Consider the following 13,066-nt stretch of genomic DNA (forward strand, 5'->3'; position numbering starts at 1 on the left):
ACTCATAACTCACCCCTCGAACCTGGAACCTCAAATGTCTTTCGCCAAATGGTTTGTAAATAGCGTCCCCCGTGCGCCTAAGCGTGCGGGCTTGTTGATGCATGCTTACTACCTGTGGCAAGAATACTTGACTACCGCGGGGCGTGCTGCGTTTGCCTTGTTCCCTCTTGCGATGGCTTCTGGTATGATTCCCGGATTCTGGGCTGCCTGGATTTTTTGTGGCCTTGATTTCCTGTTGATCCTGGGAACGATTATCTCCCTGTTTGTATCCTGCAAACTCAATTATGTGACGGTAGATAACGTGGTGGTGGCGCCTGCCTATGAAGGCGAGGTGGCGACGGTTACCGCGGAAGTTGGCGTTGGATTGGAAGACTCGGTCAATGCCATAGGCCGTCGTAAAATTCGTGGTAAAGGTCCTTCTCGATTGGATTCCGTTCAGTTAGCTTCCTTCCGAATGGATCCAAGTTTAAAATGTGAAGGATCTGAATTCGTCCAAATTTCGAAAGCCGATGGGTTGAAAAAATTGGAATGCAAAATTCAGACAAAGGATCGTGGCGCCTATCCTCTGAAAAAAGTTTCTGCCTGTGTTCTTGAAATCATGGGAATCCTGCAGTGGCCTTATCCGTTCAGAGGTTCTGCTGAGCTTTTGGTCTATCCGCGGCCTGTAAATGTGGGTGAGTTTCCGTTTTTGACCGCAGGTGCATCCGGTATGGTATTTGCTCCGCTTTTAATGCCAAGCCTTACCCGCGGAATGAATTTTGTCGGTGTACGTGAATATCGTGAGGGCGACGCTCTTCGCGATTTGCACCATAGGGCTTTTGCCCGATATGGCCGCCCCTTCACCAAGGAATTTGAAACAGAACGAGGGGCGGGTGCAATTCTCGTTCTTGATACGGCGGCACCGACGTTTGCGGAACGTCAACATCTGGAAGCTGCCATCAGGCTCACTGCAGGCATTGGCCTGTGGCTTATGGAAAGAAACATCCTGGGCCGTTTCTTTATCGATGACGAAGAAATTTCTCTTGCAGGTTCCGGTGCCGCCGATGGTGAACGCCGCAAGAACTTGCTTGATGCCCTTGCTCGCATTCCTGCGGCAAGCCTCACCAATGCGAAAAAGCCTACGCCTTGGTCCCCTGCGGCTCGTCCCATGGATCCTGTTTTACGCGTCGGGCTTTTCTCCAAGGAAGAACCTCTGGTCCACAAGCACATTGTGGTCACCCGCTTCAAGGGCGACGTCCCTGCCAACGGTGAATCCAGTTCAGACAAGATCCTTTACGTTGATGCCAAAACCACTGGCGGAGTGTCTCTATGAAAAAAGAAATCGTAGACATCCGCTATGTGACCAAGGTACTGTTCCTTGTGTTGACCTCCTTCAATCTGGGTCATACCTTTGGAGTGACTTGGCTGGGCCTGATTTTTACAGCCTTCTTTGCCGTCACAGGATTTTTAAACGCCTCAAGCCGACGAGAATTTTCGAAGCGCCCCAAGTACAACAAGATTCCCGCTTATGGTGCCATTGTTCCGCTGGCGCTTTACTGGGTCATGACTCCGGGGGTTGAAGGCGGGGTGAATCCGGTAATGGTTTTCTTGCCTGGATTGTATTTGCTGTTCCTCGCCGCCCTCCAGGAACGAAGCCGTGGAAATGGAGGCTTTGAAGCCTTTGTCGCCTTTGATGGTGTGGCCGCACTTTTGTTTAGTTTCTTCTCGATTCCAAGAGGCTGGGCCCCTGTGGGCTTTGTGGCGCTTCTGCTGGCGGTGTTCTCCTACAGCCGTCGTGGCACCGCATGGTACAAGTATGTGCTTTTCTTGCTGATCGTAGCCATGCTCAGCGCTTCATCCTACGGGGGCTGGCGTTACTGGCGGGCTCACCGTTACGAAAGAGGTGCTAAGTGGGCCGACGACTATTACCAGCGTGAACGCGTCATGGGCTTTGATCAGGTTGCGGCCCTGGGAAGCTTCGGTAGCAACTATAACGGCAAGTACAATGACCAGGTGGTGCTTCGTGTCTGGGATTCTTTGCCGTCCACTTATTTGAAGGCTGCCAGCTATGAAAAGTATGTGGCGGGCATTTGGAAACTCCCCACGGAACCGGCCAAAACCTTGACTCCCGCTTATTACCAGGTGGACTACGCGGTTCTTGAAGTTGCCGATTCGTTAACAAAGCCGTTTGATACAACGGGGGCTCCACGCCCTGTTCGCCAGGTTTGGGTGCAGTCCACCATCAATAATTTTGGATTTGTATTTGCCCCCTATGGAACTGTGGGCTTTGCTGCCAAGGATGTAGATTCCCTCCAGTATTTTGCCGGCGGTATGGTGAATGGCCTGGGCCAAAATGGAAAACGTTCGGACTGGCATTACTTTGTTTGTGATGACCGTGCAGGCTCCGTCGGATATGTCGAATCCACTGACTCTGCAAAATTTTCCGATTGCCAAGTTCCGGATTCCCTGCTTGCGTACAGGGCCGGTGATTTGCAAATTGGAAAACGATATGAACCTTTGGTTGATTCTGTGGTTCTCGCCATGGGCCTTGTTCGCGGCGATTCCTTGAATGAATCCTTGGAAGGTTCCGTACCGGTTCGTGATGAAGAAAATCTTCAGCGAATTCTTGCGTACTTCAAAAATAACTTTACTTACTCCTTGCAAGTTCCTGGATTGAACCGTTGGCAAGGTGGCTCCAATCCAAACAACGATCCTTTGTCTGTTTTCTGGCATGCTAGGCAGGGCTTCTGCGAATACTACGCCACCTTGTCTGTGCTGGCCTTGCGTCGTGTTGGAATACCTGCCCGCTACGTCACTGGTTTTGCGCACCCGGAAGTGGTGGAGGGACGGCCTTACGCCATCTTCCGTCGAAAGCATTCCCATTCCTGGGTGGAAGCCTTTGTGGATGGTCACTGGGTGATCTTTGACCCGACTCCTCCAATGATGCTGGCTCCGTTAGGTTCCGAACCCAACTGGTTTGCCGTAAAGTGGGAAGGCCTGCAAGGTCGTGCAGCTCGCATCATGCATTTCCTCAAGGAAGGGGAATGGCGCCGTACTGTAGACGCTTGGCAGAACTACACACAAAAGATTACGGATGGTGTTGCCATTTACGTGGCTCTGGTAATTGCAATCCTCGCCTTTGTGGGTCTTAAGATTCGCAGATACATAAAGGGCCGCCGTCGCAACATCATTACCCCGAAGAATGCCGCCGCTATCGAATGGGCCCGTAGGCTGACCAAGGCTGAACTAACCCTAGCGACCCTGGGTTTCCATCGAGAAGATGGAGAAACCGTAGGTGCGTTTGTTAAACGATTGCTGAAGGTAAATGTCGTAGACTCTACGTCGAAAGAAAAGTTACAACAGTCCATATCGGTTCTTCAAGACTACGAAGAACAAAGATGGGTTAAATAGGAGGAATCATGAAATATTTATGGAGTTCAATTGCTGTCGCCGCGGTACTTGTTGCTTGCGGTGATGAGCCTACGAATAATGTGTCGAATGCGGAAGATGTAGAATCATCCTCGTCTATATCTAAGGTGGATTCTGTAGAATCTTCTTCATCGGTATCTAAGGCTGATTCTGCAGGTTCATCTTCTTCAATATCTAAGGTTGATTCTACGGCAAAGTCTTCGTCAAGTAAAGGAACGAAGTATGAAACTGTTGTTTCTTACGGCGAAATGACTGACCCGCGAGACTCAAAAACATATAAGACCATTACCTTGAAATATTTTGATGGCGAGGATTCTATAACCAGCGATACCTGGATGGCCGAAGACCTTGCGTACAATGCAGAATATGCCGATCAAGTCATTGTTGAAAATGGAGTACATCTTTATGCCATGCCTGCGGCAATGGATTCCTTAAAATCGGGTTGCGGTTATTTGGACTTAGCCGATATTTGGTATTGTATACTTCCCAAAAATTTCCAAGGAATCTGCCCCGATGGTTGGCGAATGCCTTCCTCTAAAGAGGCTAGTCATTTCGCTTCTATATTGAAAGGTAATAGCGATGCCGAAGCTGCTTTTTACCATTCCTCTAGTGCAAGCGAATGCGAAGATAGTGATTATTTCTGGACAAGCACAGAATTGGGCTTTGGTCTTTTTTCTGGATCCGGTGTTCGCAAAGAATGTGTGAATTCGTTTGATTACCCTATTGAATCCTTTGCACCGGTTCGTTGTTTGAAGGGCGAGGGTGTTCATGTGGAACCGGTGATTCCCTGGCCTGAGAAATATAAAGGTAATTTTGGGACTTTGACTGATTCTCGCGATGATAAAACTTACAAGACCGTGAAAATTGGTGAACAGACCTGGATGGCCGAGAACTTGGACTACTATATGTCCGATTCAACCAGCATTTGCAACGATTTTGACGAGGATTGTTCCAGGTATCACAGGTTCTATACTTGGACTGCAGCCATGGAAGCTTGCCCCCAGGGTTGGCATTTGCCGACAGAGGCTGAATTTACAACATTGAAGAACTTTGTATTGAAGGATTGGCCCGACTATAGAGTGCTGAGCTTGTTGGGTGAACAATATGGCTGGGAAACGGAAACCTATGATGCTTATGGATTTGGTGCCAAGTATGATTTTTCGCCTTTTGATAATCCTAGAGGCGAATTCACTTACAAAGGTTCTGCCGCGTATTGGTCTTCTTCTGAGGCTTCTGATAGCGCCAGTGCGAAAGCACTTTGGCTGCAACTTGATTCCCGTCCCGAAAGCGATAGTATGAACAAAAACTATTATGCTGGAGTGCGTTGCTTGAAGGATTAATAAGTCCTGTTGCAAAAATGGTAATAAAAGAAACCCGAACCGAGAGGTCCGGGTTTTCTTGTTTAAAATTCTCGTCAATTACAAACTATAAATCGTAATTCATAATTCATAATTGCGCGAAGCGCTTACAGCTTCATGTCGGAAAGGCGGGTGTGTTCCACGGCGTCGAATTCGTCCTGGATTTCCTTGGAGGGCTGCTTGGTCAAAAGGCTTACCACGATGATGGTAATCATGCTGAAGACAAAGCCCGGAACCAGTTCGTAGATCTGGAAGATTTCTGCGCTAAGGCCAGAGAGGTAGAACTTCCAGACGAAGGTGGTGATACCGCCGACCAGCATACCGGAAACGGCTGCGGGGAGGGTTGTACGCTTCCAGAAGAGGGCCAACAGAACCAGCGGACCGAAGGTAGCGCCAAAGCCACCCCAGGCAAAGCTAACGAGGCTCATGACCACATCAAGGAAGCTCTTGCCCTGCTTGACGCCGTCGGCAGACGGTGCGCCCTGGAGAGCGACGAGAACAGCGATGATAGCGATGACGGCCACCACAATACGGCTAACCCACATGAGTTCCTTGTTGGATGCGTTCTTGCGGAAGATGTGCTTGTACATGTCGTTACTGAAAGCGGAAGCAGAAACCAGGAGCTGGGAGTCTGCAGTACTCATGATAGCGGCGAGAATTGCAGCCATGAGGATAGAAGCGATTGCCGGATGGCAGAGGGCCTGGCAGAGAACCATGAAGATACGTTCCGGGTCCTGGATGGAGAGACCGTTGGCGCTTACATAGTAGTTACCCAGGAGGCCGATCATGATCACTGCACCGAGGCAGATGATAACCCAGGTCATGGCGATGCGGCGGGAGTGCTTGATTTCCTCGGCGTTCTTGATGGACATGAAACGCACCAGAATGTGGGGCATGCCGAAGTAGCCAAGACCCCAGGCGAGGCTGGAAATCAAGGAGATGAAACCGATGGCCTTGCCGGTAGAAGCGTTGGTGAAAAGGCTCATGAGGTAGGGGTTCTGTGCGTTCACTGCATCCATGGTAGCAGCAAAGCCGCCGCCGGTAACGCAGATGATGGTGGGAATCACGAGAACGGCGATGAGCATCATGGAAGCCTGGATGAAGTCGGTCCAGCAGACTGCGAAGAAGCCGCCCATGAAGGTGTAGCTTACGACCACCACAGCACCGATGATAAGGCCGGTGGTGTAGTCCAGACCGAAGATGGTGCCGAAGAGCTTAGCGGAAGCCACGAAGCCGGACACAGTGTAGAAGAGGAAGAAGGCCAGGATGAAGAAGGATGCGATTACGCGGATAACGCCCTTCTTGTCGCGGAAACGGTTGGAGAGGAAGTCGGGGAGGGTGATGGAGTCGTTGCAGAAGTGGGAGTACTTGCGGAGACGACGGCCCACAATCTTCCAGTTGAAGTAAGTACCGATTACGAGGCCGATGCCGATCCAAGCTTCGGAGAAACCGCTGACGAAGATGGCGCCCGGGAGACCCATGAGCATCCAGCCACTCATATCGGAGGCCTGGGCGGACATTGCCACCACCCACTTGTTCATGCCTCGATCGCCCAGGTAGTAGGCATTCAGGCTGTTGGCTTTCTTTGAGAAGTAGGCACCGATGCCTAGCATCATCAACAAGTAAAGAATAAAGACTACAACGGTCATTTGTTCCTCTTCCGGTTGTGGCGAAACCCATCTCGAGGTTTTCGCCTGTGTTATTAATTATTCCAAGTTGGAAGATAGAAATATTTTCTATATAGCACACCATGTCAAATCCCAGCGAGTACAATTTCAAGGTCATTGCAAAAATCAGGAGCGACTTTCCCGACAAATTCGGAATTCCCCGCCAGAGCGGTCTTCTGAAGAAAATGAAGTCCTCCATCGTCTTTGAACCTGAGTTCCGCATTGCCGACGCCTTGCGTGGTCTCGAGGGCTTTAGCCATCTTTGGATCCTGTGGATATTTTCAGAAAATGTAAGACTGGACGAAAACGGCGATAACCGCTGGAGCCCCACGGTACGTCCCCCGCGTCTAGGCGGGAACAAACGCCTGGGTGTCTTTGCCACACGTAGCAGCTTCCGCCCTAATCCGCTGGCCATGAGCTGCGTGAAGATCGAGGAAGTCCGCCTGGATGGTCCCAACGGGCCAGAAATTATTGTCAGCGGCGCCGACCTTATGGACGGAACCCCCATTGTGGATGTGAAACCTTACCTGCCTTATGCGGATTCCATTCCCGACGCGTTGGGCGGTTTTGCGGAAGCCGTTCGCAAAAGGCATGTGGATGTGGATTTCCCGGAGGCGCTTGCGGTTAAGATTGGCGATAAGCTTGAAACCCTGACGGAAATCCTTGCTCAGGACCCGCGCCCCGCCTACCAGAACGATCCCGAACGTATTTACGGTTTCAAGTTTGCAGGCTTTGACGTTAAGTTCAGGGTTCAGGACGACTTATTGACGGTTGTGGATCTCGCCCCGCTTTAAAGAAACGTTATTTATTAACGTGGAGCGGTACGATCTTGTTTATTCCGGCCACGGAAATTCGCACGATATAACTTCCCGAGGAAAGCTTTTGGGAACAGAGCTTGATTGCTTCTGCATAGCTCATGTTCTTTTCGCTGAACTGCACGATTTCCTGTCCCAGTAATGTATAGACGTAGGCCTTGTTTTTACTTGGGGCTTCTCCAGCGATGCTTGCGTGCGATGTTGCTGAAAACAATCCCCCGAAAAGAGTGAAAAAAGCCAGTGCTTTTCCACAGTACCGAATCCGATCCATAATGTTCTCCATAAACAGCGGATCCCCTTTCCGCCTAACACAACCCAAAGATAGAACCCTAGGTTTTGGGTTCCCACCCCTTGGCGGTATCTTTTGTTGTTGGCATTTACAACAAATGTTGCCAAATATTTGCGTTTTTCGGTAAAATAATGTTCATCATGAATCCGCTGTTCAGAACTTTTTCTTATATTCCGTTGTAAATAACGAGGTTTTACAATGAAAAAAGTTTCTATGATGCTTGCTATCGCCGGTTTGGGCGCTGCAACTTTGATGACTGCTTGCGATTCCGGTTCCACCGAAGCCAAGAAGCCCTCCAAGGCTGAAGAATGTGCTGCTGGCGTTTCCACCGAATGTATGGTTGGCGAATGGTCCATGAAGGGCTTCGCATCCAAGGATGGTGGTGCTATGCATCCGGGCTATGACTATACTTCCGCTCCGGGTAAGCTTACCTTCACGGATGATGGTCAGTTCAAGGTTGATATTCCGACAGGTGCTCCGTCTGAATTTACTTCTGTAGACTGCAACCCCATTTATGGTACTTGGAGTGTTGACGCAGGCGTTTTGACCATGACCACCAAGATGAGAAACCTCTGCATGGCTACTAAGGTCTTCACCGGTTCCCCGAAGATTACCGTTGGTGCTACTGTCGACATGGATCTTGGTCAGTTGTTCTTCCTGTACAACGCAACAGACGAAGCTTCCGACCGTGCCGGTTACACAGAAGTGTTCTCCATTAGCGCTCAGTAATCGTTAGCACTCAGCCGTCGTTGACGGAATAAAATTGAAGAAGCCCTGGTTCTTGACCAGGGCTTTTTCTTTACCAAAGGTTTTGTTCGGTGGCAGATTACTGCACTCCGGAATCTCCACCCTTAACGGCAACGTAGCGCATTTCGTTCTTGTCGTTAATGATGATGGCGACGCCTGCCAGGTAGTTCAGCCAGTTACGGGGAGGAGGTTCGTTGATGGCGTGGAGCTTCAAGTCAACCTGCTTGTTGGTTGCCCAGATTACCAGCGGTGCGAGAACCTGGTCGTGGGATGCTGCCAAGGTGTACTTCGGCATGCTGGCGTAGTCCTTTACGATAAGGCCGATGAGTTCAAGGCTGCGTTCTTCGATGTCGTAGAATGCGTCGGCGTAGGTACCTTCGTAAGCCCAGGCGGTGTACATGACGTTCACGTTCTTGATGGTGTCGCGTGCAACGTATGCGTCGCGGATGTCCTTGTCCTTGATGTACCAGCCGTCCTTAAGCTGCTTCAAGGTGTCCGGCGCGAATGCGGGGGAGACGAATGCGAGATGTTTGACGCCGTCTTCGTCTTCGACGGTGGTGGTGTCGTAGACGGCTTCACCGCGGCCTACAGCAAAGCCTAGGGCTGTCTGGTAGGTACGGGTCATGCCGGAGAAAATGTATTTGAACGGTTCAGTACCGACAATCTTCTTTCCTGCGGCGACAGCTTCGTCGAAACCGTCTTCCGTGAGGCAGGATTCGTTGCCGATAAAGCGTTCACGTTCGCCATGGCGTACGATGAAGACCACCTTTTCGTTGCACTGGATGTTCTTATAGATTTCGCCGATGTCGACAAAGTCGTTCAGCGGGAAGTCTACGGGAGTGGCCACCTGTCCTGCTGCGCAGCCGGCGTCGGTCTGCTGTTCCGGCGGAAGGACCTGACCTGCAGAACTGCTGGAGCCCGGAATTTCGCTGGTGCCAGCGGAGGAGGAAGATTCTCCTGCGACGGGAACGATGGAAGAGGAACTTGCGACCGGGGTGTCGGTAGGTGCGTTACCCGGGTTATTGTCGTCACCGCAGGCGGTGAATGCAAAACCTGCGGCAACTACGGATGCTAAAATTGCGCTAGAGAAGATTTTGGACTTCATAGTTAATCCTTAATTAATACTTCTCTAATATAAATTATTTGGATTGCTTACTTTGTAAACTCTTCTTTATTGTTGTAGTTGCAGGCGTTTCTGCGTTTCAACTCGTTGTTCAGCGGCACGTAGATGAGGCTGAAAAGAACATATCCGGAAAGCAATACCAGCCAATGGTTCCAACCCAGGCGGGTTTCGATAAAGTGCATTTCCAGGAACATGAAGGGACCTGCAATCAGGAACAGCGGAAGTTGACGGCATTGGTCGCCCAGGGAAAACCTACTTTCGTAGCTCACGATGGAATTCATCATGGGGAAGCTGGTGCAGAATCCGCCCATAAGCTGCTTGATGAACATGAGCCCGCTGACCACTCCTGCGATGGCGGGAGCCTTAATATATATAGGTAGGGGAGTCTTGTATCGTACGCCGGACTTGTACTTCTGCTTCTGGAACATGATAAGCCCGACGATGAAGTCGAATGCGCAAACGCCGATGAAGAAAGCTTCGCTGCTAGGGATGCGGGGCATGAGGAAGGTACCCATGGCGACAAAGCAGACGAGTCCGATGACGATGGCGGGTACGATAGGAATCTTTGCCTTGTAGTGCAGCACACGGACAATGTTGGCGTACAGCATGCACATGAATCCGGAAATAGCGTTTGCTGCTCCGATGGGCAGTCCTACGGCGATATAGGCGAATCCGAAGGGGATGGGGATGGTGGCCGTGACCGCCTTGAGCTGGGGATCCTTCAGGTAGGCGCTGAGGGTTCCCAGGGCGGTGACCATGAAGACCAGTAGCCAGTCGTAGAAGGAAAAATGGAAGTTTAGGGACTCAAGCATGGTGTTTTTTTTGAAATTCGGGCGTAAAAATAGCTAGTGGACAGAGAAAAGTGAATAGTTGAGGCCTTTTTAGTGCAATTTTTCTTTTAATTCGTAATTCGTAATTAATAATTAAGTTATATTTCCACCAACGTCATTTCGCCTTGGTATTCCCGTCCAGTTAATTCCACTGGGAGTGAAAGTAGAATACTCGGGTGCAAACGTGTAAAACAGTAAAACAAACAAACCAAAAGGAACAGGTAGTAAAATGGCTACTATTACTAAAGAAAAGGCTGCAGAAATCACCGCTAAGTTTGGCGCAAACGAAAAGGACACCGGTAACGTCCGCGTTCAGATCGCTCTCTTGACCGAAAAGATCAAGAACCTCACTGAACATGCCAAGCAGCACAAGAAGGACCACCACTCTCTGCGTGGTCTGACTGCAATGGTTGCAAAGCGCAAGAACCTCATCCGCTACTACAGCGAAAAGGACATCATTGCAGCTCGTGCTCTCATCAAGGAACTTGGTCTCCGCGGTTAATTCTCTCACTTTGGAGATTATAACTTATGTCTATTGACGCATACCAAGCCAAGTACGGCAAGATGCTCGATCCGAAGGAAGAGTCCGTTACTCTTCCCGACGGCCGAGTACTCACGTTCGAAACTGGCCGACTGGCAAAGCAGGCTCGCGGTTCTGCTGTTGCTAAGATGGGTGATGCTTTCCTCCTTTCTACCGTTTGCTACGGTGAAGAAAAGGATGGCGACTTCTTCCCTCTGACTGTTGAATATCGCGAAAAGTCTTACGCTGCTGGTCGCCTCCCGGGCGGCTACAGCAAGCGCGAACCGGGCCGTCCGTCCGACGAAGAAATCCTCTCCGCTCGTATCATCGACCGTCCGATCCGCCCGATGTTCCCGGAAAACTTCACTCGTGAAGTCCAGGTCATCGTTCAGGTTCTCTCCGCTGACAAGAAGTTCGCACCCGACGTTCTCGGCGTGTCCGCAGCTTCTCTGTCTATCGGCCTCTCCGAACTCCCGTTCGAACAGCAGGTTGCTGCAGTTCGCGTGGCTGTCGTTGATGGTCAGAACATTGTCATGCCTACTTACGACCAGCTCGCTGTGGCCGATCTTGACCTGGTGGTCGCCGGTACAGAAGACTCTGTCTGCATGGTCGAAGGTGGTGCTTACGAAGTTTCTGAAGACACCATGATCGGCGCAATCCTCGCTGGCCACGAAGTCATCAAGGAAATGTGCAAGGCTCAGCAGAAGCTCGTTGAACGTTGCGCTAAGCCGAAGATGGAACTGAAGCCCCAGCATGTGGGTGAAGAACACGACAAGCTCCTCGCTACCGTTAAGGAAGTTGTTTGGGAAGAACTCAATAAGGACGTTCATTCCAACATGGTGAAGACCGACTTCTATCCGGCAATGGCAGACCTCTGCAAGCGCATGCTTGAAGACGAACGCATTACCGCTATTACCGGTGCAGGTGACGAAGCCGACGCTAAGCTCGTTGCTGACGCTAAGGCAATCTTCAGCGATTACGAACGCACCGCAATGCGTGAAATGATCTTGAACGAACATGTTCGTCTTGATGGCCGTACCACCACCGAAGTTCGTCCTATCGAAATCGAAATGGGCGTCCTCCCGCGTGCTCACGGTTCCGCTATCTTCCAGCGTGGTGAAACCCAGGGTCTCGTTATCTGCACCCTCGGTACCAAGGCTGACGAACAGCGTTACGAAAGCTTGCAGGGCGAAGGCTCCAAGAGCTACATGCTTCATTACAACTTCCCGCCGTACTCCGTCGGTGAATGCAAGAAGCTTGGCCTTTCTCGTCGCGAAATCGGCCACGGCCACTTGGCAGAACGCTCTCTCGCCGCAGTTCTTCCGCTCCCGGAAGACTTCCCGTACACCATCCGCGTTTGCTCTGAAATCGAAGAATCCAACGGTTCTTCTTCCATGGCTTCCGTTTGCGGTGGCTGCCTTTCCTTGATGGACGCTGGCGTTCCTATCAAGGCTCCGGTTGCTGGTATCGCAATGGGCCTCATCTCCGAAAAGGGTTCCGTGAAGGAAGGCGGCAAGATTGAAATCTTGTCCGACATTACCGGCACCGAAGACCACCTCGGCGATATGGACTTCAAGGTTACTGGTACCGCTGAAGGTATCACGGCCTTCCAGATGGATATTAAGATTCGCGGCATCACCCCGGAACTCATGCGTCAGGCTCTCGAACAGGCTAAGCAGGGTCGTCTCCACATCCTGGAAAAGATGACTACTCTCGGCCTCCCGGCACCGCGTCCGCAGGTTTCCGAAAAGGCTCCCACCATGATCAAGATGAAGGTCCCGACCAACAAGATTCGTGACGTCATCGGTTCTGGTGGCTCTGTCATCAAGGGTATGCAGTCTCAGACTGGTTGCACCATCACCATCGACGACAACGGTAACGTTGATATCGCTGCTCCGACTGGTAAGGCTGCCGCTGTTTGCCGCCGCATGATCGAAGAACTTACTGCTGAACCGGAAGCCGGTCGCAAGTACAAGGGCAAGGTGAAGACGATCCAGCCGTTCGGCGCATTCGTCGAAATCCTCCCGGGTCGCGATGGCCTCGTTCACATCTCCGAACTTGCCGACCACCGTGTCGATAAGGTCGAAGACGTTGTTCACGTCGGTGACGAAGTTGAAGTTCTCTGCCTCGGTGTAGACCCGAAGGGCAAGGTGAAGCTTTCCATGAAGGCTTTGCTCCCGACCAAGGCTGAAGAAGCTGCTCCTGCTGCAGAAGCCCCGGCTGCTGAAGCACCTGCCGCTGAAGCTCCGGCCGCTCCCGAAGCACCTGCTGAAGCTTAATTCGCGGATTCCGCAGAATTGAAAGACGAC

At 51.1% G+C, this 13,066-nt stretch carries 11 protein-coding genes; 7 read left to right on the forward strand and 4 right to left on the reverse strand.

From position 1 onward, the window contains the following. Positions 1 to 34: 34 nt before the first annotated feature. Genes MJZ25_08450 through MJZ25_08460 form a run of 3 tightly spaced genes read left to right on the forward strand, consistent with a single transcriptional unit; the run spans position 35 to position 4,748 of the window. Positions 35 to 1,312 carry a DUF58 domain-containing protein gene (locus tag MJZ25_08450; GenBank protein MCQ2124198.1) on the forward strand — a complete coding sequence of 426 codons (1,278 nt, stop codon included), beginning with the start codon at positions 35 to 37 and terminating at the stop codon, positions 1,310 to 1,312. Next, positions 1,309 to 3,390, forward strand: coding sequence for a transglutaminase-like domain-containing protein (locus MJZ25_08455; GenBank protein ID MCQ2124199.1), 2,082 nt, complete (start codon positions 1,309 to 1,311; stop codon positions 3,388 to 3,390). Before MJZ25_08450 ends, MJZ25_08455 begins: the two co-directional genes overlap by 4 nt. A gap of 8 nt (positions 3,391 to 3,398) precedes the next feature. Beyond that, positions 3,399 to 4,748, forward strand: coding sequence for a hypothetical protein (locus tag MJZ25_08460; protein ID MCQ2124200.1), 1,350 nt, complete (start codon positions 3,399 to 3,401; stop codon positions 4,746 to 4,748). 125 nt (positions 4,749 to 4,873) lie between these two features. Here the strand turns inward: MJZ25_08460 and putP are convergent, their stop codons facing one another. Further along, positions 4,874 to 6,415: a sodium/proline symporter PutP gene (gene putP, locus MJZ25_08465; protein ID MCQ2124201.1), complete on the reverse strand. Its 1,542-nt coding sequence runs from the start codon at positions 6,413 to 6,415 to the stop codon at positions 4,874 to 4,876. Positions 6,416 to 6,516: 101 nt separating this feature from the next. Between putP and tsaA the strand changes: the two genes are divergently transcribed. Beyond that, complete coding sequence (gene tsaA / locus MJZ25_08470) at positions 6,517 to 7,227, forward strand: tRNA (N6-threonylcarbamoyladenosine(37)-N6)-methyltransferase TrmO (GenBank protein ID MCQ2124202.1); 711 nt, start codon at positions 6,517 to 6,519, stop codon at positions 7,225 to 7,227. Between the two features lie 7 nt (positions 7,228 to 7,234). On the opposite strand, the gene MJZ25_08475 is transcribed toward tsaA, so the two are convergent. Further along, a complete protein-coding gene (locus MJZ25_08475; protein MCQ2124203.1) occupies positions 7,235 to 7,519 on the reverse strand; it encodes a hypothetical protein in 285 nt (94 codons plus the stop codon). A gap of 216 nt (positions 7,520 to 7,735) precedes the next feature. Here MJZ25_08475 and MJZ25_08480 point away from each other — a divergent pair, with 216 nt between their 5' ends. Then, positions 7,736 to 8,266 carry a hypothetical protein gene (locus MJZ25_08480; GenBank protein MCQ2124204.1) on the forward strand — a complete coding sequence of 177 codons (531 nt, stop codon included), beginning with the start codon at positions 7,736 to 7,738 and terminating at the stop codon, positions 8,264 to 8,266. A 97-nt stretch (positions 8,267 to 8,363) separates the two neighbouring features. On the opposite strand, the gene MJZ25_08485 is transcribed toward MJZ25_08480, so the two are convergent. Both MJZ25_08485 and MJZ25_08490 read right to left on the reverse strand, forming a co-directional pair. Next, positions 8,364 to 9,389, reverse strand: a complete 1,026-nt coding sequence (locus MJZ25_08485) for a histidine phosphatase family protein (GenBank protein ID MCQ2124205.1) — start codon at positions 9,387 to 9,389, stop codon at positions 8,364 to 8,366. A gap of 47 nt (positions 9,390 to 9,436) precedes the next feature. After that, a complete protein-coding gene (locus MJZ25_08490) occupies positions 9,437 to 10,219 on the reverse strand; it encodes a hypothetical protein (GenBank protein MCQ2124206.1) in 783 nt (260 codons plus the stop codon). Between the two features lie 247 nt (positions 10,220 to 10,466). Between MJZ25_08490 and rpsO the strand changes: the two genes are divergently transcribed. Both rpsO and pnp read left to right on the forward strand, forming a co-directional pair. Beyond that, positions 10,467 to 10,739, forward strand: coding sequence for a 30S ribosomal protein S15 (gene rpsO, locus MJZ25_08495; GenBank protein MCQ2124207.1), 273 nt, complete (start codon positions 10,467 to 10,469; stop codon positions 10,737 to 10,739). Positions 10,740 to 10,765: 26 nt separating this feature from the next. After that, positions 10,766 to 13,036: a polyribonucleotide nucleotidyltransferase gene (pnp, locus tag MJZ25_08500; protein MCQ2124208.1), complete on the forward strand. Its 2,271-nt coding sequence runs from the start codon at positions 10,766 to 10,768 to the stop codon at positions 13,034 to 13,036. Positions 13,037 to 13,066 lie beyond the last annotated feature (30 nt).

This window comes from Fibrobacter sp., from assembly GCA_024399065.1.
Classification (GTDB): Bacteria; Fibrobacterota; Fibrobacteria; order Fibrobacterales; family Fibrobacteraceae; genus Fibrobacter.